This is a genomic window from Bacteroidales bacterium (assembly GCA_014860585.1).
In the GTDB taxonomy this organism is placed as follows: Bacteria; Bacteroidota; Bacteroidia; order Bacteroidales; family 4484-276; genus RZYY01.
On record JACZJL010000171.1, the window covers coordinates 72,287 to 94,857 of the forward strand.

The window sequence follows — 22,571 nt, forward strand, 5'->3', positions numbered from 1 at the left end:
TTCAACTTCATCGACTTTTGCAAACGATTCATGGAGTGACTTTTATTGAAACAGGTCACCGTGCGTTCAGCTTAGGCTCCAGCCTAAGCTGCATTTATTTCTGCAGGCTCCAGCCTGCTTCGAGGCATAGTCACCCCGTGAATGCAATCAGGCTTCCACCAAGATTTCAACTTCATCGACTTTTGCTAACGATTCACGGGGTGACTTTCAGTGAAACAGTGGAGTCACCCCGTGAATGCAATCAGGCGATCACCAAACTTTCAACTTCATCGACTTTTGCTAACGATTCACGGGGTGACTTTACCAGATCAGACATCAATTCCGAGTTGATTATCCACGTTTATACCGGATTCGGTTGGGTTTTTTATCATGCAGCGCCTCGCCCGAACACAGAATTCATTTATCAGGATATTTTCAATGCAGGATTTTGAACACAATTTCCTTCATCAGTTCGCCATCTTCCACTGCTGCTGAGTCGACCCCTTTGGCTTTCTGGTCGTATTCCCTCAGAATGGCAATGACACCCCGCAATTTCCTCATGTCGTAATTGGCGGCGGCTGTTTTTATTTCCTTCAGAAAAAACGGATTGATCGCAAGTTGGGAGGCAACATTTTTATCTGATTTATCCTTCAGCGAATGATACAGGAACAGCTTGCGGAAATGGATATACAGCATGGTGATCATAAAAACCACGGAGTTTTCTTTTGGGTTGGCGGCAAAATAGTTGATGATCCGGTTGGCTTTCATGATGTCGCGATCGCCCAGTGCTTTTTGCAACTCAAAAATATTGAAGTCTTTGCTTATCCCGATGTTTTTCTCCACAATCTCCGGCGTGATCTCTGCATTTTTGGCCACATTGATCACCAGTTTTTTCACTTCATTTTCAATCCTTGTGAGGTCGTTGCCAAGGCTCTCGGCGAGTACCATGCAGGTTTGATAGGAAATGCCGAAGCCCAGCCCCCTGATCATGTCCTCGATCCATTTTGGGATGGCATTATCATATAGTTTTTTCGATTCGAACAGTACACCATTTTTCTTGATCTGTTGGGAAAAAATAGTGCGTCCGTCCACCTTTTTGTATTTGTAATCAAGCACCAGGAGCGTTGTGGTTACCGGCTTGCTGACATAAGCCGCAAGCAGTTCATCTTTTTCGATTTGTTTCAGGTTCTGGGCTTCGCGTACGATCACCACCCTGTAATTGCCGAACACCGGGTACTCGCGTGCCAGCGAAATGATCTGGTTGGAGGTGACATCACGACCGTAAACAATTACCTGGTTAAACTCTTTTTCTTCTTCCGACAGCACGGTGGTTTCGATGAGTTTGCTTATTTTATCGATAAAATATGGCTCTTCACCGGTCAGGAAATAGAGCGGATAAAAGATTTTATTCCGGATGTCGCGTATGATGTCTTCGTATTTCATTCCGGGGTGTGATTAAAACCGCAGGTGCTTGACTGTTTGCCGGTTTTCGATCAGTTGTTTGAGTGAGTCAATGCCGATGTTCAGGTGGGTTTCGAGAAACTTTTCGGTGACCATGTGATCGCTCGATTCCGTTTTCACCCCTTCGGAGATCATTGGCTGGTCGGAGACCAGAAGCAGGGCGCCGGTGGGAATCTGGTTAGCGAAACCCACGATGAAGATGGTGGCTGTTTCCATGTCGATGGCCATGGAGCGCGTTGTTCTGAGAAACTTTTTAAACTTGTCGTCGTGCTCCCAAACCCTCCGGTTAGTGGTGAAAACGGTGCCTGTCCAGTAGTCGCGCGAAAACTCCCGGATGGTGGTGGAGATGGCTTTCTGGAGACTAAATGCAGGGAGCGCAGGGACTTCCGGCGGGAAGTAGTCGTTGGAAGTTCCTTCGCCACGGATGGCCGCAATGGGCAGGATGAGATCGCCCAACTGGTTCTTCTTTTTTAAACCACCACATTTGCCAAGGAAAAGGACGGCTTTCGGTTTTATGGCACTCAGCAAATCCATAATGATGGCTGCACTGGCGCTGCCCATCCCGAATTTGATCATGGTGATATGGCCGGCTGTAGCGCTTGGCATCGGCCGGTCCTGCCCAACGATCTCCACCCCGTTCCATTGGGCAAACAGCTCAAGGTATTTACTGAAGTTAACCAGCAAAATATACTCGCCGAATTCTTCCAGGGGAATGCCTGTGTAGCGGGGTAACCAGTTGTTTACAATCTCTTTTTTTGTCTTCATCTGCCAAAGATTTAAGCGGCAAAAATAGGTGAAAATGACTGATTAATTAACTTTGAGGCCTCAATTCACAAAAATGGATGTACTCAACCTGCCGGCTTATCAATACAAAATCCGCCAAAACGATGGGAAACAAGAGATTTTTGATCCTATCCGGCGAAAATATATAGCCCTTACACCAGAGGAATGGGTAAGACAGCATTTCATCCATTACCTCCATATTGTGAAAGCTGTGCCACTGACCCTGATCACCGTTGAACAGGAATTGGTTTACAATTCGATGAAAAGAAGGTCTGATATTGTGGTTTATTCCAACAAAGGTGTTCCGGCGCTGATGGTGGAATGCAAAGCAGCCTCCGTTGAAATCACACAAAAAGTTTTCGACCAGGTGGCCCGTTACAATCTGACCATGAAAGTCCCTTTCCTGGTGGTCACCAACGGGCTGAGACACATTTGCTGTAAAATCGACTTTGAAAAGTCTTCCTATAGCTTCCTGGAGGAGATTCCGGATTACCGGCAAATGGTGATTACCTGAAATATTTCGTAGTACAAAAGCAAGGTTAGTAAAAAGATCAATTTCTCACCACCATCAGCTTTTGGGCAAAAGCCCGCTCCTCTCCCGTGGTTGTATTCCTGAGAAGGATATTGCATGAATATATTCCGGCTGCAAGCCCGTTCAAATCCACCCTTTGCTCTTTGGAGTGAAGTTTGCCGCTGATTATGGTTAATCCATGGATGTTGTAAATTTCAAAACGTCCGCTGTAATAATTGCTATTGGCCAATTTTATGCTAACCCAGTCCGCCGCGGGATTAGGATAGATAAAAATGTCAGTTTCAGTGAGAAGTTTTTGGGTAATGCCGGTAACTGTCGGATCGTCAAGACCTGCAATGTAAGGCTTCTGACCGGCGCCGGAATAAGGCAGGATCAGTTCATTGTCGAAATTTAATTGTCCGCTGTGGATATGTGAAACAAAAATTTTGTCGCCAAGGGCGGCAATCTGTCCAGGATATGGGGAGGATGGGCCGTTTATCACTTTTTCGGTTTCAATACCGAGGTTGTGATTGAATAGCATGACCTTATGACTTTGATTATTGAAGGAATTGCGGGGAAAAAGCCCGATCATGGAGGGTGTACTCACCATATCGGCACGTATACTGGAAGTATTGCTGAAAAATGAGATTTGAGCTTCGTCGATTAGCTGACCGCCAAAACTGAATTTCTTCAAGGTATTTTTCGGAGTAAATCCTCCTTCAACCACCTGTTCGTAAACAAACAGGCCGCTATCGTTTGCTACAATCCGCCCGGTGATGTTACTAAACGTTTCATCAGTAAAAAGCCATTGGGCAATTAAATCCTCATCGAATCCCATAGTGATTGAAGCGTTCTGTGTTGGAGGCAACTGGATCAGGATAGTATCTACCGTTACCGATCCCGGGCCATTAAAACCACCGTTAAAATAAAGTTTGTTGTCGTAAAATGCAATATCCGAGACGAGTGTGAATGAAGGGGATATCACTCTCGATTTAAGGATGTTCCCGTCATTGTCCATAATCAGTATCCAGTCTGCCAGGTTCGACTGGCTGCGTATGTGTACGGCGATGTCGCTGGTGTTACCGACCGAGATATTGGCATACGTTCCCGATTTGCTTTCATCCGAAAAATACCATTTTCTGTTGCCATCTGCGTCAAGCATCAACATGAACATAAAATATTGACCCGATCCGTAAAATTCATCGCGATACTCAAAGTCGCCATAAGATTGTCCTACGATCAGAACATCGGTTCCTACAGTTGCCATATCGCCAATCAGCAACTCCCCGAGCAGGGAATCGGTCCTGAGCACTTCACCGTTGAATGAGGTTTTCAGGAGGTATGCATCACCCTTGAATGGCAATGTTACAGGAGCGTTATGAATTCCGGTGATGTACACATTGCTGTCGGCATCCACAGCGAGTGCCGCAACCTCATTACAATTTGAAATGTCGTAGGAATCAGCCCAAAGGAATTGCTGGCTGCTGACGGATTCGACAAATACGAAAAGGAATGTAACAGTAAAAAGTATTTTCATATCAGGTCGTTTTGGTAATTCACTATCCCAAACACATAAACTGCCTGATGGGTTCAATTTGATAGTCCTGTATTGATTTCGATGTGGGGAGCAGAAATAGGATATTTGATTTTATCAGGCAAGCTGGAGCTGAAAACAACAGATTCGACTTTTAATGGAGCCTGAACCAAAAAAGCACCGTGAATTGCAACCCCAATTGGTCATGCCTTTTAGCATTTACTTCAATAATCTGGGCTTGTGTTTGGGTCAATTTAAGTTCAAATTTGGTGTACGAATCACAGCTTTAACAATGATCAAAAAAAAACCTGACGGGTCCCCGTTATTTATGTCGCAGGAGACCTATCAGGTTGATTATTTTGCCAACTTATGGACATTTCCACCATTTCAGGCAGGGAAGTGAAGAGTCGTCTGTCTACCCTTCAATAGCTGTTACGCCTGGCAGTTCTTTGCCTTCGATAAACTCGAGCATGGCGCCGCCGCCTGTTGATACGTAACTGACTTTGTCGCCAAGATTATACTGGTTGATGGCTGCAACTGAGTCGCCACCTCCGATTAACGAAAAAGCACCTTTTGAGGTGGCGTCGGCAATGGCATGAGCGATCTGTTCGGTACCAGCTGCAAAATTGGGCATTTCAAAAACACCCATTGGGCCGTTCCAGAGGATCGTTTTTGAATTGTCGATCACTTCGATGAATTTTTTACGCGTATGTTCTCCAATATCAAGTCCCATCCAGCCGTCGGGTATTTCGTCAGAAGGGCAGCTTTTCCTGTTGGCTTCGTTATCAAATTTGTCGGCTATGATGGCGTCTTCGGGGATCAGTAACTTAACACCTTTAGATTTGGCGTCGCTGATGGCCTGTTTTGCCGTTTCGATCAGATCATCTTCGATCAGCGAATTTCCAACATAGCCTCCTGTCGCTTTGATAAAGGTGAACATCATTCCACCGCCGATAATCAGGTTATCCACCTTGTCCAGCAAATTCCTGATGATCTCGATTTTTCCGGAAACCTTTGCACCGCCGAGGATGGCTGTGAACGGGCGCCCGGGCTCTTTCATCACCTTGTTGATGTGTGCCAGTTCGTTGGCCATCACGTATCCGAAATATTTGTCTTTCGGGAAGAACTTAGCAATGATGGCTGTGGAGGCATGGGCACGGTGTGCAGTGCCAAAGGCGTCATTTACATACACATCGGCAAGGCGGGCCAGCTTTTGGGCAAAATCTTCATTCCCTTTTTCTTCTTCCTTGTAAAACCTGAGGTTTTCGAGCAGGAGCACCTCGCCGCTTTTCATGGCTGCGGCCATTTTTACCGCTTCTTCACCAATGCAGTCACCGGCGAATTTTACTGCTGTACCAAGCTTTTCAGAGAGTACCGGGAGAAGGTGACGAAGAGAAAACTTATCCTCAGGACCGGTTTTTGGCCTGCCGAGATGCGACATCAAAATCACCATACCACCATCCTTCTGGATTTTTTTGATGGTTGGGATGGCAGCATCAATCCGGTTGGTATCGGTCACTTCAAATTTCTCGTTCAGCGGAACGTTAAAATCAACCCTGATTATCGCTTTCAGGTTGTTAAAATTCAGATTATCAATTGTCTTCATTAATTTTAGTTTTAAAATTGCGTTTGCAAAGATAGTTAACCAAATGGTTCCATAATGGTGAGTAAGACAACGTAATATGACCCCACTCGTTGTCGTGAGGAATATTATTTTTGCAAAAAACTGTAAATGATGCATTACCCAGGCAATTTAAAAAGTAAACTTCCCAACACCGAGCAATCCATCTTTGCCATCATGTCGAAAATGGCGGCTGATCATGGCGCCATCAATCTCTCACAAGGCTTTCCTGATTTCGGGATTTCAACCGACCTGATTGATCGTGTGCATCATTATATGAAGGCCGGCCATAACCAGTATGCACCCATGCCCGGGATTCCGGCACTCAGGCAGGCAATTTCGAAGAAAGTGAAAAAAGATCACGGAATTTTATACGATCCTGACCTTGAGATCAACATCACGGCAGGGGCTACGCAGGCGCTCTACACAGCTATTTCGGCGTTTGTCCGGGACGAGGACGAAGTGATCATTTTCGAGCCCGCTTATGATTCCTATGCCCCGGCGGTGAGGGTGAATGGCGGTCATGTGAAGTATGCCCAGATGGAAATGCCCAATTACACGATTAACTGGCCGCATCTTGCCCGACTGATGACCAACCGCACCAAAATGATCATCATCAACACGCCGCATAACCCAACCGGCGCTGTGCTCAGCGAAAGCGACCTGATCCAGTTACAGCGCATCACCTTAAACACGGATATCATTGTGCTGAGCGACGAAGTGTATGAACATCTGATCTTCGATGGTTTGCAGCATCAAAGCGTCTGTCGCTTTCCCGACCTGGCTTCACGCAGCCTTGCCATTGGATCTTTTGGCAAAACCTTTCACGCCACAGGCTGGAAAGTAGGCTTTGTGCTGGCGCCTGAAAACCTGATGCGCGAGTTCAGGAAAGTACACCAATGGGTTGTTTTTGCAGTGAATACGCCCATTCAGATGGCCATCGCCGATTTTTTGCAGGATGCCGGAAACTACCAAAACCTTCCGGTATTTTTTCAGCAAAAGAGGGACAAGTTTCTTGATCTTATCAAAACATCACGCTTTAAGCCCATCCCCTGTTTTGGAACTTATTTCCAGTGCCTCGACTATAGCACCATTACCGATGAGGCCGATGTTGAGTTTGCACGGCGGATGACTGTGGATTATAAACTCGCTTCAATCCCGCTCTCTCCTTTCTTTATGAACGGTCGTGACGATAAAATTCTTCGCTTCTGCTTCGCCAAAAAAGAAGAAACCCTCCAACAAGCAGCCGAAATTTTATGCAGGATTTAAACATTGCCCTGGTTCAATCTTCGCTGGTTTGGGAAGATGTGGATGCCAACCTTGCCGCTTTTGACCAAAAACTGAATGCGATCCCCCTGGGCGCCGACCTGGTCATGCTGCCCGAAATGTTTAACACCGGTTTTTCCATGAATCCCAAAAAGATTGCTGAAAAGCCTGATGGCAAATCGTTGAAATGGCTGCAACAAAAAGCAGTTGATCTGAACTGTGTCATCACCGGCAGCATCCTCACCGAAATGGATGGCCGCTTCTACAACCGGCTTTACTGGGTACACCCCGAAGGCGCCTTCGATTCTTACGATAAACGGCACCTTTTCAGGCTGGGGGAGGAGTTTAAGGTATTCACTGCTGGCAGCGAAAGGATGATTTTTCACCTGAAAGGCTGGAACATTCTCCCTTTGATCTGTTACGACCTGCGTTTTCCGGTCTGGATCAAAAACCGCTTTATTGACCAAAGCTACGAATATGACCTTATCCTCTGCATTGCCAACTGGCCGGCTGTGCGCCAATACGCCTGGAATCATCTGCTGATTGCCCGCGCCATCGAAAACCAGGCGTATGTTGCTGCAGTGAACAGGGTTGGTGACGATGGCAACGGACTTGCCCACACCGGCGACTCAGCCATCCTTGATCCGCAAGGGCAGGTCATCACAAAGGCAAATCCCAGCGCTGACCAGATCATCACAGCAACCCTATCCAAAAGAGAACTGCATGAATTCCGCCAGTCTTTCACTGTCGGACTGGATTGGGATGAGTTTGAGATGAAACACAAATAATCCCACTCACCAAAAAATACCTACTTTCGCGCTCAATTTTGATGTACGACAATGAAAATTATTATTGCGGGGGATGGGGAGGTTGGCTTTCATCTTGCTAAGCTCCTAACCGATGAGCATCACGACATTACGGTAGTTGATCCGCATAGCGATCTGCTCAAGATGGTGGAGTCGAACTCCGACCTGATGACCATTGCCGGAGACTCAACCTGTATTTCGGTGCTCGAGCGCGCCAGCGTAAAACGTGCTGACCTGCTTATCTCAGTTGTTCATGATGAGAATGTGAATCTGATGACCAGTATCATCGGAAAAAAACTGGGCGCCCGGAAAACCATTGCCCGTGTAAACAACACGGAATTTCTTGAACCTGAAAACCAGGTACTCTTCCGTTCATTGGGGGTGGATCACCTGGTGTGCCCCGAGCGACTTGCTGCGGAGGAAGTGGTGGCGTTGCTTGAGCGATCGGCTGCAACCGAAACATTTGAATTTTCGGGTGGGAAATTGTTGCTTTTCCTTATTAAACTCGACCAGAACGCTTTAGTCATTGGGAAAACACTCGACCAGATCGCCGGTGAATTTCCTTATCTCGATTTCAGGGCAGTAGCCATTCATCGCAACGGGAAAACCATCATCCCGCGAGGGCATGACCAATTCATGGTGAACGACCTGACCTATGTTGTTACAAAGCCCGACGGAATTAAGACGCTTCTTGAACTTGGCGGTAAAGAGGAGTTCAAAATCAACAATGTGATGGTTGTCGGTGGTGGAAGGATTGGCCGTAAAACATGCAGAAGGCTACAAAGTTCACATAAGATCAAGCTGATTGAAATTGACCGTGAGCGTACCCATGAATTGAGTGATGAGCTTGAAAATGTGCTGATCATCAATGGTGATGCACGCGACATTAACCTGTTACAGAATGAAGACATCGAAAGTATGGATGCGTTTATTGCCGTAACCGACAGCTCGGAAACCAATATTCTGACTTGTCTTCATGCACGAAAATTTGGTGTTAAGAAAACCATCGCCCTGGTTGAGAATATTGATTATATCGACATTTCCCAGAACATCGGAATAGATACAGTGATTAATAAAAAGCTCATCACTGCCAGTTACATAGCGCGGTTTACCATGCGATCGGAGATCATTTCGAACAAAGTGCTTCATGGTATTGATGCTGAAGTTTTCGAGTTTGTGGTCAAAGATAAATCTGAAATTACACTAAGACCCATCCGAAAGCTCAATTTCCCCACCGATGCTATCATCGGGGGCATTATCAGGGGTGAAGAAAGTCATATTGCCGTTGGTAATTTCAGAATCAAAGATGGTGATAAAGTGATTGTTTTTTCGCTGCCAACAGTAATCCATAAAGTAGACCGGTTTTTCAGATAGACATTTATGTATATCCGAAAACATATCAATAGCAGAATCATTTTTCAGATCATTGGGATTCTCCTTGTGATTGAGGGATTCTTCATGCTATTGTCTTTGCCTTTTTCCTGGTATTATGGAAGTGCCGGATTGTTCAACTGGGGGTTGTTTGATGTAAATTATGATTTCTGGCCCTTGGTCATATCATCTTTGATTTGTTTTCTCACAGGTACAATACTTTATTTTGTCAATGGGAAAGCCATGCGCGAATCCATTGGCAAGCGCGAAGGTTACATTATCGTTTCTTCAGCATGGGTGGTCATCTCAGTTTTTGGAGCATTGCCTTTTATACTAAACGGTAGCATACCTGATTTTACCGATGCATTTTTCGAGACAATGTCAGGCTTTACCACCACCGGCGCCACTATCCTGACTGACATAGAAGCGGTTCCAAAGGGATTGCTCTTCTGGCGGGCTACTACTCATTGGATCGGGGGTATGGGAATTATCGTTTTGTCATTGGCTATCCTTCCTTTTCTGGGTATTGGCGGAATGCAACTTTTTATTGCCGAAGTTCCCGGCCCAACACCGGATAAGTTGCACCCACGAATTACGCAGACGGCAAAACGTCTTTGGGGCATTTATTTCCTGTTGACTTTTGCCCAGACCCTACTGATGATGCTTGGCGGACTCGATCTATTCGACAGCCTTACGCATGCCTTTGCAACTATGGCGACAGGCGGCTTTTCGACAAAGAATGACAGCATTGCAAGCTTTTCACCCTACCTTCAGTATGTGATCACCGTGTTTATGTTTCTTGCCGGGGTAAATTTTACCCTGCACTATATGGCACTTCATGGTCGTCTGAGGGATGTTTTTCGTAATGAAGAATTCCGCTATTATGTTTTCGCCATTGTTTTATCCACAGTGGTGATTGCTACAGTACTCGTATTGACAAATTTCGCCACACCAGAACTCTCATTTCGGGAGGCGGTATTTACTGTGGTGTCAATAATGACCACCACAGGCTTTGTTACTGCTGATTACCTGATGTGGCCCGGGGCATTGTGGTTTATCATTTTCATGCTGATGTTTATCGGGGGAAGTGCCGGATCAACGGGTGGTGGGGTAAAAGTGGTAAGGCAAATGCTATTGCTGAAAAACAGCTTGCTTGAACTGAAGCGATTATTGCATCCTCAGGCCGTTATCCCGGTTAGGATGAATGGTAAGCCTGTATCACAGGAAATCATTTTAAGAGTACTCGCTTTCTTCCTGATTTATATGCTTGTTTTTGCCTTTGGGGTTTTTGTGATGTCCATGCTTGGACTCGATTTTGATACGGCCATAGGTGCTTCTATAGCCTCACTCGGTAATATCGGCCCGGGCATTGGAAAGGTTGGACCGGTTTTTAACTTCACCATTATCCCAGATCTGGGTAAATGGTTCCTCTCCTTTTTAATGCTGCTTGGAAGGCTGGAGTTTTTTACCGTACTTATTCTCTTTTCGCCTGCTTTCTGGAGGAGATAAAATTGCCGGTTAATACGATTGGCAACCAGTCAAAAGATTATTTTTGCGCCAAAACACAAACCTGAGTTGCAATCCTTACCTACATACCGAAATATCTGGAATTTATCCTATCCAATTATCCTTAGCATCATTGCCCAAAATATCATCACGGTGATTGATACGGCATTTCTTGGAAGAGTTGGAGAAGTGGAACTCGGCGCTTCAGCTATCGGCGGGCTGTTCTATTTTTCATTGTTTATGCTGGGATTTGGCTTTGGTACAGGGGCTCAGATACTGATGGCCAGACGTAATGGTGAGCAGCGATTTAGTCAGGTCGGAAAGATTTTCGACCATACAATGTACTTCTTTGTGTTGATGAGTGTGGTGTTGATCCTGCTTAATTATTTGTTTTCCACTATTTTCCTGAAATACTTTATTTCCTCTGATGCGATTTACGAATCGTCTGTAATTTACCTGAACATCAGGATGTGGGGAGTGATGTTTGCGCTGACCAATGTGGCATTTCGTGCTTACTTTGTTGGGATTACCAAAACCAGCCTGCTGGGCTATGGCGCAGCCATCATGGCTATCGTGAATGTTGCCCTGGATTATCTGCTTATTTTCGGGCATTATGGCTTTCCTGAAATGGGGATCGCCGGCGCGGCAATAGCCTCTGTTATTTCCGAAGGGGTGGCTTCCTTGTTTTTTGTCCTTGCCACGATCTTCGACCCGGTCAACAGGAAGTATCACATTTTCCGGCTCCCGAAATTTGACAAGGACATTATTGTAAGAACCTGGAACATCTCGGTGTTTATCATGCTGCAAAACTTTGTCTCCGTAGTGGGCTGGTTTCTTTTTTTCCTGGTGATCGAGCAGACAGGTGAGCGCCCGCTGGCCATTTCAAATATTATCCGCAGTCTTTACATGACACTCATGATCCACATCTGGGCCTTTAGTTCTTCAGTGAATACGCTGGTGAGCAATACTATCGGCGCCGGGGCTTCCTATCTTGTTATTCCTATTGTCCGCAAGGTGAACATGCTAAGTTCGATGATTACTTTGGTTGTGATCCTTATTTCGGTAAGTTTCCCTGAATTTTTGATCCGAATTTACACTGATGACCCTGAACTCATTGCGGGGGCAAAATCGGTGTTGTATGTCGTTACCGGTGCTGTGTTACCTTTGGCATTATCCGTTAACTGGTTCAGCGGTGTGTCTGGCACTGCCAGAACCAGCACTGCCCTGTTGATTGAGGTGGTGTGTATTTTTATTTACCTGATCTATATTTTCCTCATTGCTTTCCATTTCAGGCTTTCGTTGCCTGTCATCTGGACTGCAGAATATGTTTACATCGTCACTTTGGGTGTTTCTTCTTATCTTTACCTCAAATTTGGAAAATGGCAAAACAAAATAATTTAATTAAAATATTGATTATGAAAAGAATGGTTTATTTATTTATGGTAAGTTTCCTTTTAACGGTTTCTGTTGGATGTACAAAAAGGAATCCTGAAAACTACAATAAAGAGGCGCTGCTGGCCACTCTTTTTCATCAGCAGGCTGCAGAAATGAAGGCGCTGTCATATCAGGCCTACAACCTTGCAACGCGGCAGTTGGATGAAGCGCTGCTGGAAAATGAAAACCCAGGCGCTCTGGCCATTGTCCTCGATCTGGACGAAACTGTGCTGGATAACAGCCCACACCAGGCTGAGTGCATAATTAAAAATTTCAATTATCCGACCGGCTGGGCTGAATGGTGCCAGAAAGCTCAAGCGCCGGCACTTCCGGGGGCGGTTGATTTTCTTAAGAAAGCTGTTGATCATGGGGTTCAGGTGTTTTATGTCTCCAACCGTAATGATTCGCTGCGTGAAGTAACAAAGGAAAATTTTGCAGAAGAAGAAATTCCACTTCAGAGTGAGGACCATCTTCTGCTGAAGACAACGGAATCAGGAAAGGAAAGCCGCCGGCAAATCATCAGTCAGCAATACAAGATCATCATGCTGATCGGGGATAATTTATCCGACTTCCACCAGGTTTTCGATAAGCAAACCACCGAAAGGAGGGCTGCGCTCACTGACAGCCTTCAGGCAGAATTCGGCAGCCGGTTTATTGTACTGCCAAATGCCATGTATGGAGATTGGCTCAATGCTCTGAATAATTATGATTACAAAATGAGTGCTGAGGAAAAATCTGTGTTGTACAACAAATTGCTGAAAGGATTTGGCTATGTCAAACCTGCTGAATAGTTGTCTTTTATCTCTTGTGCTGCTGCTTGTTGGTCAATGCAGCGGGCAGGTAAAAGAGACCACCAGCCGCCGGGCTGAACATGAGGCACTGGTTTCTAACTATATACTCGGGCAGGGCGTTTCCGATTTTAAAGTGATCGAAGCCATGTATAAAGTTGAACGCCATCGCTTTGTGCCGGAAAATATGCAGGCCTATGCTTACAGCGACCAGCCCCTGCCGATCGGTGAAGGACAAACCATTTCGCAACCGTCGCTGGTTGCATTTATGACCGAGTTGCTTGAACTGAAAAGAACGGACAAGGTGCTCGAAATCGGAACTGGTTCCGGTTACCAGGCGGCTATCCTCGGCGAATTGGTTGATAGCGTCTTTACTGTCGAGATTATCGCTCACCTTGGAAACAATGCAAAAAAGCTTCTTGCAGAATTGGGTTACGATAATATTCATGTAATGATTGGTGATGGATATAAAGGCTGGCCTGAATTTGCCCCTTTCGACGCCATCATCGTAACCTGTGCACCGTCGGATATTCCGCAGCCCTTGCAGGATCAACTGTCCGAAGGGGGAAGGATGGTTATCCCGGTTGGAAAGGAGAATTCAGTTCAGGAGCTTGTACTTTTACGCAAGCGAAAAGGAAAAATCATCCGCGAATCCGTTTTGACAGTGCGGTTTGTGCCGATGCTTAAAGAAGATGGAGGGAAGTACTGAGCGCTTGTGATAACCGATGTTCGATATTCATTATCTGAGTCACCCGGTGAATAGTTTCAAATTATCACTAAACTTTAAACTGTGGTGGTTCTTGCAGATGATTCACCGGGTGACTGGTTTTCATATTCCAATTCACCCGGTGAATGCTACCAAACTTCGACAGTGCTTCGAACCGTGGTGGACATTTCAGACGATTCACAGGGTGACTACGATTTAACAATTCACCCCGAGAGGATACCATCCCCCCGCCAAACCTGAAACTGCGGTGGCTTTTGCAGGTGATTCACGGATTGAATGATCTCTGTTGAATGTATAACCTGAAAATAAGGTAATCCCGAGGGGATCCCTACGGGATAAGGTTGAAAAGCCTGATGGCTGCTCAATCCTACTAAGGTTTGAGGATGCTAATAAGGTTTTCAATTTTTCGGAGAAGGAAAACCTTATCCCTAAAAAAAACCTTAGTAGAGAAAATGTTTTGTAAAAATCAACCTTATTACCTTATTGGTGGACTTTGCAGGTGGTTCACGGGTGAATAAAGAAATAGCCTTGGGCCATTGTAATGACTTTTAATTATGACTTTTGGTCATTAAAGCTCGGGGTTGCCATCCCCTCCTCCCGCTCAAAGCCTGCGCAGCAAAGCTTTCATCCCGGTTTCCAATTCACCCCGTGAATGTTACCAAACTCCCACTAAACCTGAAACTGCGGTGGCTTTTGCAGGTGATTCACCGGGTGAATGTTTTTCACTCAATATTCCAAATTTCCCATGATTTACTCCAAACAGAAGACACTCCGTGAATTTGGGAGAACTACGTCTAAATTTTTGGATTTTGCCCCGGTTTTAAGATGCCTTTTTCGGTAATTATTCCTATAATCAAACTTGCCGGAGTTATGTCAAAAGCCGGGTTTATGGCGGTTGATCCGGGCGAGGCCACACGGATTTTGCGCACAACACCTGTTTCGTCAGTCCCGGATTGAAAAAGCACTTCTTCATCGCTTCGCTGCTCAATCACAATATCGTTTCCTGTTTTACAATTCAGGTCGAAAGTGGAGGTTGGAGCGGCGATGTAGAACGGGATTCCAAAATATTGAGCCACGATGGCTTTTTCAAACGTTCCGATCTTGTTGGCTGTGTCGCCGTTGGCAGCAATGCGGTCGGCGCCGGTAATGATCAAGTCAACTTTTCCCTGCGCCATCAGCCATGCGCCGGCTGTGTCGGGCACGATTTGATGCGGTACGCCGGCGTTGTTCAGCTCCCACGCCGTAAGCCGGGCGCCCTGTCCGCGTGGCCGGGTTTCGTCAGCCCACACAAAAACTTTTTTACCTGCCTGATGCGCCGTATAGATTGGCGAGAGTGCGGTGCCATAATCCACAAACGCCAGCCAGCCTGCGTTGCAATGGGTAAGGATATTGCATTTGCCGGGGATCAGCTCATTTCCAAACTGCCCGATGGCTCTCGAATCGGCAATATCTTTTGTAGCAACCTGCTGTGCCATGTCGAAGGCGGATTTCGGGGACTTTAACCCGGCTTCGAAAACCAGTTCCACGGCATAAAACAAATTCCGGGCAGTGGGTCTTGTGTGTTGGATATCGGTTTTTGCCTGCTGAATAAATTCTTCAGTATTTTTTGCCGGCGCCATCAGAAATGCCTGCGCCATGGCAAAACCTGCCGCAGCGCCAATTGCGCCTGCGCCGCGCGTGGTCATGTCAACAATCGCACGGCAGGTGGCCAGGTAATCATCCGACCTGAAAATGGCAAACTCAAAAGGCAGCCTGTTCTGGTCAATCATAAACACCGACCGGCCCTCCATCCATATCGTTCTGTACTCTTTTCCGTTGATTTTCATTTTAAAATTACTTACGCCCTTTCATTATTCCTCAAAACTCTGACAGGTCTGAATCCCGTGTGTACGGGACTGTCAGGTTTTCTATTCAACATTCAATATTCCATGTTCGATATTCTCCAAAGGAGTCCTTCGGACATTATTCCTTAAAACCCTGACCGGTCTGAATCCCGTGTGTACGGGACTGTCAGGTTTCGTTACGTCTCCTAAGCCCTCTGCCCCTTGCCCTCTGCCTTCTGCCCCATGCTCTATGCCCCAGCTCTATGCCCCATGCCCTTTGCCCCATGCCCTTTGCCTTCTGCCCTCTACCCTTTGCTCACTGCTCTCCGCCCTCTGCCCTTTGCCCTAGTCCTACCATATAAAAGCATCATCATTCAGCCATTTCCCCTGCACCTTCAACACCTGCTCGACGATATCGCGAACGCAGCCTTCTCCACCCTTAAGATGAGAGATGTAATGGGAAAGTGCTTTGACTTCTTCTGCAGCATCTGCCGGACAAATCACTACACCAGCCTCCCGCATGATCTGCAAATCGGGAATGTCATCACCCATAAACAGGACTTCTTCTGGCTTTAGCTGGTGTTTTTTCAGGTAATCGTGATAGACCTGGATTTTGTGTTCGACTTTAATGAACACATCCATAATCCGGAGCCCGTTCATACGATGACGAATGGCTTCGGAAGTTCCTCCAGAGATCACGGCAAGGCGAAAACCCTTTTTGACGGCCAGTTGCAGTGCGTAGCCATCCTTCACATTGGCGGTGCGTAATTGTTCGCCGGTTTCAGTAAGTATCACCTTCCCATCAGTGAAAACCCCGTCATAATCGAAGATCAGCGTTGTGATGTGTTTGAGTAGTTCTTTATAGTTCTTTACGGCCATGAGATCAGTTTTATTTTGTAGTGAAATAATCATTGATTTGTTTGCTGATCAGCTCATACATCAGCTGTTTACCAGGATCATGGTTAAGCATTTCGATGTGTTTCCGGATCACATTGAAGTCGTTCCTGAGGGCGGGTCCGGTTTGGGCAAGAGCAGGAGATGTTCCCCTTAGTTTGGCAATCGTTTCGGTGATTAAAGGCAGTAAAATATCAAAATCTATTCCGGCACGCTGAAGAATATCGTCGGCGTTGACCATCATAAAGTTGGTAAAATTGCAGGCAAAAACCGCCGCAAGATGAATCACGGCCCGCTGCTGCGAACTGATCAAACGCACATCGCCTGAAATAGTCCGGGCAAGTTCTGTTAGCTCATCCTCTGTTTCTTTATCCTGCGCTTCGATGCAGACCGGTGTTGTGGAAAAATCAGTTTCGTGTGATTTTGAAAAAATGTTTAAAGGATAAAAGACGCCGCATTTTTCTGAAATTGATTGAATCGCAGTCATGTCCACCGATCCTGAGGTGTGGACAACTATTTTTCCGGGCAAATATAAATGGGTGGCTATTCCGGCAATCGAGTCGTCCGAAACAGAAATGATGTAGAGGTCTGCGTTGTGATCAATTTTGGTAAGGTCGTTTATGGGCAGCGCCCCAAGCATAACAGCCAAGTCTTTTGCTGATTCAGGTGTCCGGCTGTAAATCTGGGAAATGTTTTTGCCGTGTTTTTGAAACACTTTACCAATTTGAGTAGCCACTCTTCCGGCGCCGATCAGGACAATTTTGTTGATGGGCATATTTACCTGGATAATTTCAGAGATTTGAGCAGTGCGATGGTTTGCTCCGGATAGTCAGAGGCAAAAATGGCATTCCCGGCCACCAGCACATCAGCGCCGTAATCAATCAGGCGCTGCGCGTTGTCGGTATTTACACCGCCATCCACTTCAATTAGCGCATGTGACGATTTTGAAAGGATTAGATCCTTAAGTCGGGAAATTCTCGAATACGTGTTTTCGATGAATTTCTGTCCGCCAAAACCAGGATTCACACTCATCAGCAATACAAAATCCACCTCTGCTATGATGTCTTCGAGAAGTAAAACATTAGAATGGGGATTTAGGACAACACCTGCTTTCATCCCAAGTGTTGTGATAGCTTCAATGGTCCGGTGCAGATGGACTGATGCTTCATAGTGCACGCTGAGCAGGTCGGCGCCGCAATCTTTGAAGGATTGCAGATAGCGTTCCGGTTCGACAATCATCAGGTGAACATCCAGCGGTTTATCTGTGAGTTTTCTGATTTGCCTGATCACCGGCTGTCCGAATGAGATATTGGGAACGAACTTCCCGTCCATGACGTCCACATGAATCCAGTCAGCTGCGCTGTGGTTGAGCATGTCAATATCCCGCTTCAGATTGCCAAAGTCGGCGGAAAGTAAAGATGGTGCTATCAGATGAGCCATAAAAGATAATTTGTGTTGACAAAAGTACAAAAAGAAAGATATGAAGGACACACTTTGCATAGTCACCCGTGCAATCAGTCTGGGTAAACCTATATTGCGGTAACAACGCCAAAAACCAGGTCATTCTCCCCCGAGGTACGACCTGAGAATCTGGCATTTTACATTCTCTTTGAGCTTTTTAATGGCTGTTTCCTTGATCTGCCGAACACGTTCCCGCGAGAGGTCAAACCGCTCACCTATTTCCTGCATAGTCATCGGGTAGCTTTGCTGAAATCCAAAGTAGCATCGGATAACATCGGCTTCACGGGGTGTAAGTTGTTGAATTACTGATTCAATTTCCTTGCGTAATGATTCGAGGATGAGCCTTTGCTCCGGAGAGGGCTGGTCGGTGGAGTTGATCAAATCGAGCATAGTACTTTCTTCGTCGTAAACCAGCGGTGCATCCACGGAAATATGTTTTTCAGCAAACCGCATCAGCTCTTTGATTGTACGCACGGGAACTCCTAAATAATCAGCTATTTCATGAAGCTCAGGGGATCGGTCCAATTGCTGTTCAAGTTCAATGCAACTTTTAAGTAACTTATTAAGCAGGATCACCTTGTTTAATGGAAGCCGTATCATTCTTGAGTGCTCGGCAAGTGCCTGGAGTATGGACTGCCGAACCCACCAAACGGCATAGGAGATAAATTTGAACCCCCGTGTTTCATCAAATCGAAGTGCAGCTTTGATCAGTCCTAAATTCCCCTCGCTGATCAGATCGGGCAGGCTCAGTCCCTGGTTTTGGTATTGCTTGGAAACCGAAACCACGAAACGCAGATTAGCCCTGATGAGCTTAATGAGTGCTTCGTGGTCTCCTATCTTGATACGACCGGCAAGTGTAACTTCTTCCTCAGCAGAAATCAGGTCTTCTCTTCGGATTTCCTGGAAATACTTATCCAGGGAAACGGTCTCCCTGAACGTGAGCTGACGGGTGATTTTAAGTTGCCTCATGCCATTTTTTGTATGGTTGTAATCATTGCACAAGATCAAATCTGTGCAAACAATCACAGAGGCAAACATAAACAAAATATTCCGGATTATCCCTGGAAAAATTTTACTTTAAAAAATCTTTATCTTCTTGGAGGTCTGTCCGGTCTGAAATTACGGTCTCCGTCACCCTCGCCTCTGCTGCGATTGTCCCTGTTATCACGGTTATCTCTGTTATCCCTGAAATTCCTGTTATCACGGTTATCCCTGCCGCCACGGTCATCACGTTCGCGGGTGTTCTCCTGATAACCCTCCGGTTTTGGGAGTAACTGCTTGCGCGAAAGCTTCAGTTTGCCTGTTTTTCCATCTACTTCAAGCAATTTAACATCAATCTCATCACCCACCTTCATCACATCTTCCACGTTGGCAATTCTGCGCCAGTCAATTTCTGAAATGTGAAGCAATCCCTCTTTTCCAGGCAAAATTTCGACGATTGCACCGAAGGTTATGATCGACTTGACTTTTCCTTTGTAGGTAGCTCCAATTTCAGGAATAGCGATAATGCCTTTGATACGTGCTTTTGCTGCTTCAATTGAGCTTTTGTTAACAGCTACAATGTCTACAACGCCAAAATCACCCACTTCTTCAATTACAATAGTGGAGTTGGTTGTAGCCTGGATATCCTGGATGATCTTTCCACCCGGACCAATAATGGCGCCAATAAACTCTTTAGGAACAGTTAATTGTTCAATTCTCGGAACATGAGGTTTGTAGTCTTCACGTGGATGGCTGATGGTTTTTTCGATTTCGTTTAGGATGTGTAACCTGCCTCTCAGTGCCTGCTCCAGCGCTTCTTCCAAAATTTTGTAAGATAATCCGTCCACTTTTATATCCATCTGGCAGGCAGTGATGCCATCGCGTGTACCTGTCACTTTGAAGTCCATATCACCGAGGTGATCTTCATCGCCGAGGATATCGGAAAGTACGGCATATTTGCTGCCATCTTTACTGGCAATCAATCCCATGGCAATTCCTGATACGGGTTTCTTGATTTTCACACCTGCATCCATCAGGGCAAGTGTACCGCCGCACACAGTGGCCATTGAGGATGAACCGTTGGATTCGAGGATATCGGATACGATCCTGATGGTGTAAGGGTTAGCTTCTCCGCTTGGAACGACAGGCTTAAGCGCTCTCAGCGCAAGGTTCCCATGACCGATCTCCCGCCTGCTTGTTCCACCCCTGAATCTGACTTCACCAGTAGAGAAAGAAGGGAAATTATAATGCAGGATAAAATCACTTTTGCCTTCAAAAACAGCACCGTCAATCACCTGCTTGTCGAGCTTCGTACCAAGAGTTACAGTTACCAGTGCCTGGGTTTCACCACGCGTAAAGATAGATGATCCATGCGCTGCAGGGAGGAAATCAACTTCTGACCAGATTGGACGAATTTCATCCAGTTTGCGGGTGTCAATCCTGCGGCGTTCTGTTAATACAAAATTCCTGACCGCTTCTTTTTCAATGTCGTGGTAATACCGTTTGATCATTGCGGCTTTATCTTTGGCTTCCTCCTCAGGTAATGTTTTTACAAACTCCTCAATAACTCCGCTGAATAGCTCTGAACGTTGATGTTTGGCTGTTCCCATTCCGGCTATTTCGTAGCATTTTGAGTAGAGTTCATCATGCATTTTTGCTTTGAGTGCTTCATCGTTGGTTTCGTGCTCATAAACGCGCTTGGTTTGAGCTTTCTCAACCATTGCAGCCAGTTCAACCTGAGCCTTGCATTGCAGTTTGATGGTTTCATGGGCAAATTTGATGGCTTCGAGCATGTCGGCTTCTGACACTTCCGACATTTCACCTTCAACCATCATAATATCTCTTTCGGTAGCTGCAACCATGATGTCGATGTCCGATTCCTCCAGTTTCTCAACTGGTGGATTAATGACCAGCTGGCCGTTGATACGGGCAACCCTGACTTCGGAAATCGGGCCATTGAACGGAATGTCTGAAACTGCAATGGCAGCAGATGCTGCGAGGGCAGCAAGGGCATCAGGGGCATCATTTTTATCACCTGAAATCAATGTGATCAACACCTGTGTTTCAGCATGGTAATCTTCGGGAAACAATGGCCTTAAGGCGCGGTCAACCAGCCTCGAAATCAGAATCTCATATTCTGAAGGCCTTGCCTCTCGTTTGAAAAAACCGCCGGGAAAGCGCCCTGTAGCGGAATATTTTTCCTGATATTCAACTGTTAATGGAAGAAAATCAACATCTTCCTTGGCTTCTTTACTTGACACTACGGTGGCAAGCAACATGGTGTTGCCCTGCCTCAACACTACGGCGCCGTCAGCCTGACGTGCAAGTCTGCCTGTTTCGATGGTAATCTCTTTACCATCCGGCATTTGAAAACTCTTGATAATTGCGTTATTCGACATATTCTATTGTTAATCTGTTCTTTGAATGTTTAAATATAAAAAAAGGCAATTCGAAAAAATTGCCTCTCCCTTCGTTCTTCGATAAATACGTTCTGTTCGATAGTTATTTCCTGATACCGAGTTCTTTGATAATGTTTCTGTATCTGTCAATTTCTGTTCTTTTCAGGTAATCAAGAAGTCTTCTTCTTTTACCAACCAGCAACACCAGTGAGCGCCTTGTACTCAGGTCTTTTTTCTGATTTTTCAGGTGACCTGTCAAGTGTTGGATTCTGTGTGTAAAAAGAGCAATCTGACCTTCAGCTGATCCGGTATCTGTTTTTGATTTCCCGTAGGTCTCAAACAAACTTGTTTTCTTTTCGCTTGTTAAGTACATGTTTTGATGAATTTTACATTTTTATATTGGGCAGCAAAAATAGTTCATTCTTTTAAGGTGGCAAAATTATTTTTTAATAAAACTTTTAATTAGTTCCTGCCAGAAAACTCCTAATGTTGAAAATCATTGTTTGCCCCAACCCTAAAGGGAGCAATGATTTTCAACGATTTACTCCCTTTTCCCGGAGGGATCCCCTTGGGAAGGGCGGGGTAAATAAATCGTTGAAAATCAAATTCTGAGTGTTTTCTGGCTGGAAACAATTAAGTTACCTGATCTCCTTAACCAACCCTTTGCGATAAGCTGCCAGTAACATCTCAAGATCTGTGATCTGTTGTCTCAGCAGTTCTCCACCATCAGTATCAGCAACGGTTTTACGCTTTGGATTGGCTTCAAGGTAAGTAATATTTGACAAAATATCGGTTTCGTGTTCAATGGCCTTTTTTGTGGTGTCGAAGGCCTGGTGTGCAACCAGCACAAGCCCGTAGGAATTGTAGATCAAGGTATAACCCGAAATGCCGGTCACTTTCTGATAGGCTTTCGACATGCCGCCGTCAATCACCAGTAATTTTCCGTTGGCTTTGATAGGGCTTTCACCGGCTTTCACCTTAACAGGCACATGCCCATTGACCAGGTGTGCTGTTTCAGCGTGCAGTCCGAATTCATTGAGTATGCTGACCACCGTTTCTTCTTTGTCGTTGAGTTTGTAGAAGGGATTTTTTTCTTCGGTATGGGTCTCCTTTTCAGCAATAAAATAACGTTCGAAAGTTGTCATTTTCTTTTTCCCAAAAATGGGCGAGTATTTGCCACACCAGAGGTACCAGGTATGATCGCGGGCTATGGTATCCATCTGTTT

Annotated in this window: 21 protein-coding genes; 9 read left to right on the forward strand and 12 right to left on the reverse strand. The window is 45.7% G+C overall.

The features are described 5' to 3' along the window. The first annotated feature begins 182 nt into the window (after window positions 1-182). Complete coding sequence (locus IH598_16600) at window positions 183-431, forward strand: hypothetical protein (GenBank protein ID MBE0640135.1); 249 nt, start codon at window positions 183-185, stop codon at window positions 429-431. Here IH598_16600 and holA read toward each other — a convergent pair. Next, window positions 415-1,422: a DNA polymerase III subunit delta gene (holA, locus tag IH598_16605; protein ID MBE0640136.1), complete on the reverse strand. Its 1,008-nt coding sequence runs from the start codon at window positions 1,420-1,422 to the stop codon at window positions 415-417. The two genes, IH598_16600 and holA, sit on opposite strands and share 17 nt — an antisense overlap. Before the next feature lie 12 nt (window positions 1,423-1,434). Beyond that, window positions 1,435-2,205 (reverse strand): AMP nucleosidase, encoded by a 771-nt coding sequence (locus tag IH598_16610; protein ID MBE0640137.1) that lies wholly within the window; start codon window positions 2,203-2,205, stop codon window positions 1,435-1,437. Window positions 2,206-2,278: 73 nt separating this feature from the next. Between IH598_16610 and IH598_16615 the strand changes: the two genes are divergently transcribed. Beyond that, a complete protein-coding gene (locus IH598_16615) occupies window positions 2,279-2,737 on the forward strand; it encodes a type I restriction enzyme HsdR N-terminal domain-containing protein (GenBank protein MBE0640138.1) in 459 nt (152 codons plus the stop codon). A 37-nt stretch (window positions 2,738-2,774) separates the two neighbouring features. On the opposite strand, the gene IH598_16620 is transcribed toward IH598_16615, so the two are convergent. Then, window positions 2,775-4,271, reverse strand: a complete 1,497-nt coding sequence (locus tag IH598_16620; protein MBE0640139.1) for a T9SS type A sorting domain-containing protein — start codon at window positions 4,269-4,271, stop codon at window positions 2,775-2,777. A gap of 412 nt (window positions 4,272-4,683) precedes the next feature. Then, complete coding sequence (locus tag IH598_16625; protein ID MBE0640140.1) at window positions 4,684-5,874, reverse strand: phosphoglycerate kinase; 1,191 nt, start codon at window positions 5,872-5,874, stop codon at window positions 4,684-4,686. Between the two features lie 126 nt (window positions 5,875-6,000). On the opposite strand from IH598_16625, the gene IH598_16630 reads away from it, so the two are divergent. The 7 genes from IH598_16630 (at window position 6,001) to IH598_16660 (ending at window position 13,769) form a co-directional block, all read left to right on the forward strand. Then, entirely contained in the window at window positions 6,001-7,158 is a 1,158-nt protein-coding gene (locus IH598_16630) for an aminotransferase class I/II-fold pyridoxal phosphate-dependent enzyme (GenBank protein MBE0640141.1), read from the forward strand. Then, window positions 7,146-7,943: an amidohydrolase gene (locus IH598_16635; protein ID MBE0640142.1), complete on the forward strand. Its 798-nt coding sequence runs from the start codon at window positions 7,146-7,148 to the stop codon at window positions 7,941-7,943. The genes IH598_16630 and IH598_16635 overlap by 13 nt, the downstream gene beginning before the upstream one ends. Before the next feature lie 51 nt (window positions 7,944-7,994). After that, the gene (gene trkA, locus IH598_16640) at window positions 7,995-9,335 is read left to right on the forward strand and encodes a Trk system potassium transporter TrkA (protein MBE0640143.1); all 1,341 of its coding nucleotides are present in this window, start codon (window positions 7,995-7,997) and stop codon (window positions 9,333-9,335) included. 84 nt (window positions 9,336-9,419) lie between these two features. After that, entirely contained in the window at window positions 9,420-10,841 is a 1,422-nt protein-coding gene (locus tag IH598_16645; GenBank protein ID MBE0640144.1) for a TrkH family potassium uptake protein, read from the forward strand. A gap of 18 nt (window positions 10,842-10,859) precedes the next feature. Then, on the forward strand, window positions 10,860-12,239 hold the full coding sequence (locus IH598_16650) for an MATE family efflux transporter (protein ID MBE0640145.1): 1,380 nt from the start codon (window positions 10,860-10,862) through the stop codon (window positions 12,237-12,239). Between the two features lie 14 nt (window positions 12,240-12,253). Next, on the forward strand, window positions 12,254-13,063 hold the full coding sequence (locus IH598_16655) for a 5'-nucleotidase, lipoprotein e(P4) family (protein ID MBE0640146.1): 810 nt from the start codon (window positions 12,254-12,256) through the stop codon (window positions 13,061-13,063). Beyond that, complete coding sequence (locus IH598_16660; GenBank protein MBE0640147.1) at window positions 13,044-13,769, forward strand: protein-L-isoaspartate(D-aspartate) O-methyltransferase; 726 nt, start codon at window positions 13,044-13,046, stop codon at window positions 13,767-13,769. The genes IH598_16655 and IH598_16660 overlap by 20 nt, the downstream gene beginning before the upstream one ends. A gap of 812 nt (window positions 13,770-14,581) precedes the next feature. Here IH598_16660 and mtnA read toward each other — a convergent pair. From mtnA to IH598_16700, 8 genes are all read right to left on the reverse strand, one after another. Further along, window positions 14,582-15,613, reverse strand: a complete 1,032-nt coding sequence (gene mtnA / locus IH598_16665) for an S-methyl-5-thioribose-1-phosphate isomerase (GenBank protein MBE0640148.1) — start codon at window positions 15,611-15,613, stop codon at window positions 14,582-14,584. Window positions 15,614-15,961: 348 nt separating this feature from the next. Then, entirely contained in the window at window positions 15,962-16,489 is a 528-nt protein-coding gene (locus IH598_16670) for an HAD hydrolase-like protein (GenBank protein MBE0640149.1), read from the reverse strand. A gap of 10 nt (window positions 16,490-16,499) precedes the next feature. Further along, window positions 16,500-17,279, reverse strand: coding sequence for a DUF2520 domain-containing protein (locus IH598_16675; GenBank protein MBE0640150.1), 780 nt, complete (start codon window positions 17,277-17,279; stop codon window positions 16,500-16,502). 2 nt (window positions 17,280-17,281) lie between these two features. Continuing rightward, a complete protein-coding gene (locus IH598_16680; protein MBE0640151.1) occupies window positions 17,282-17,944 on the reverse strand; it encodes a ribulose-phosphate 3-epimerase in 663 nt (220 codons plus the stop codon). 120 nt (window positions 17,945-18,064) lie between these two features. Further along, window positions 18,065-18,934 (reverse strand): RNA polymerase sigma factor RpoD/SigA, encoded by an 870-nt coding sequence (locus IH598_16685; protein MBE0640152.1) that lies wholly within the window; start codon window positions 18,932-18,934, stop codon window positions 18,065-18,067. 119 nt (window positions 18,935-19,053) lie between these two features. Then, entirely contained in the window at window positions 19,054-21,345 is a 2,292-nt protein-coding gene (gene pnp / locus IH598_16690; GenBank protein MBE0640153.1) for a polyribonucleotide nucleotidyltransferase, read from the reverse strand. Window positions 21,346-21,448: 103 nt separating this feature from the next. Then, window positions 21,449-21,718 carry a 30S ribosomal protein S15 gene (gene rpsO / locus IH598_16695; GenBank protein ID MBE0640154.1) on the reverse strand — a complete coding sequence of 90 codons (270 nt, stop codon included), beginning with the start codon at window positions 21,716-21,718 and terminating at the stop codon, window positions 21,449-21,451. 265 nt (window positions 21,719-21,983) lie between these two features. Then, the coding region (locus IH598_16700) for a fructose-bisphosphatase class III (protein MBE0640155.1) at window positions 21,984-22,571 on the reverse strand (588 nt) is incomplete at its 5' end.

What these genes read in the sequence shown, in the direction of transcription:
- holA (MBE0640136.1), bottom strand. Translation starts at nt 1,422, where the DNA reads ATGAAATACGAAGACATCATACGCGACATCCGGAATAAAATCTTTTAT.
- IH598_16610 (MBE0640137.1), bottom strand. Translation starts at nt 2,205, where the DNA reads ATGAAGACAAAAAAAGAGATTGTAAACAACTGGTTACCCCGCTACACA.
- IH598_16615 (MBE0640138.1), top strand. Translation starts at nt 2,279, where the DNA reads ATGGATGTACTCAACCTGCCGGCTTATCAATACAAAATCCGCCAAAAC.
- IH598_16620 (MBE0640139.1), bottom strand. Translation starts at nt 4,271, where the DNA reads ATGAAAATACTTTTTACTGTTACATTCCTTTTCGTATTTGTCGAATCC.
- IH598_16625 (MBE0640140.1), bottom strand. Translation starts at nt 5,874, where the DNA reads ATGAAGACAATTGATAATCTGAATTTTAACAACCTGAAAGCGATAATC.
- IH598_16630 (MBE0640141.1), top strand. Translation starts at nt 6,001, where the DNA reads ATGATGCATTACCCAGGCAATTTAAAAAGTAAACTTCCCAACACCGAG.
- IH598_16635 (MBE0640142.1), top strand. Translation starts at nt 7,146, where the DNA reads ATGCAGGATTTAAACATTGCCCTGGTTCAATCTTCGCTGGTTTGGGAA.
- trkA (MBE0640143.1), top strand. Translation starts at nt 7,995, where the DNA reads ATGAAAATTATTATTGCGGGGGATGGGGAGGTTGGCTTTCATCTTGCT.
- IH598_16645 (MBE0640144.1), top strand. Translation starts at nt 9,420, where the DNA reads ATGCTATTGTCTTTGCCTTTTTCCTGGTATTATGGAAGTGCCGGATTG.
- IH598_16655 (MBE0640146.1), top strand. Translation starts at nt 12,254, where the DNA reads ATGAAAAGAATGGTTTATTTATTTATGGTAAGTTTCCTTTTAACGGTT.
- IH598_16660 (MBE0640147.1), top strand. Translation starts at nt 13,044, where the DNA reads ATGTCAAACCTGCTGAATAGTTGTCTTTTATCTCTTGTGCTGCTGCTT.
- mtnA (MBE0640148.1), bottom strand. Translation starts at nt 15,613, where the DNA reads ATGAAAATCAACGGAAAAGAGTACAGAACGATATGGATGGAGGGCCGG.
- IH598_16670 (MBE0640149.1), bottom strand. Translation starts at nt 16,489, where the DNA reads ATGGCCGTAAAGAACTATAAAGAACTACTCAAACACATCACAACGCTG.
- IH598_16675 (MBE0640150.1), bottom strand. Translation starts at nt 17,279, where the DNA reads ATGCCCATCAACAAAATTGTCCTGATCGGCGCCGGAAGAGTGGCTACT.
- IH598_16680 (MBE0640151.1), bottom strand. Translation starts at nt 17,944, where the DNA reads ATGGCTCATCTGATAGCACCATCTTTACTTTCCGCCGACTTTGGCAAT.
- IH598_16685 (MBE0640152.1), bottom strand. Translation starts at nt 18,934, where the DNA reads ATGAGGCAACTTAAAATCACCCGTCAGCTCACGTTCAGGGAGACCGTT.
- pnp (MBE0640153.1), bottom strand. Translation starts at nt 21,345, where the DNA reads ATGTCGAATAACGCAATTATCAAGAGTTTTCAAATGCCGGATGGTAAA.
- rpsO (MBE0640154.1), bottom strand. Translation starts at nt 21,718, where the DNA reads ATGTACTTAACAAGCGAAAAGAAAACAAGTTTGTTTGAGACCTACGGG.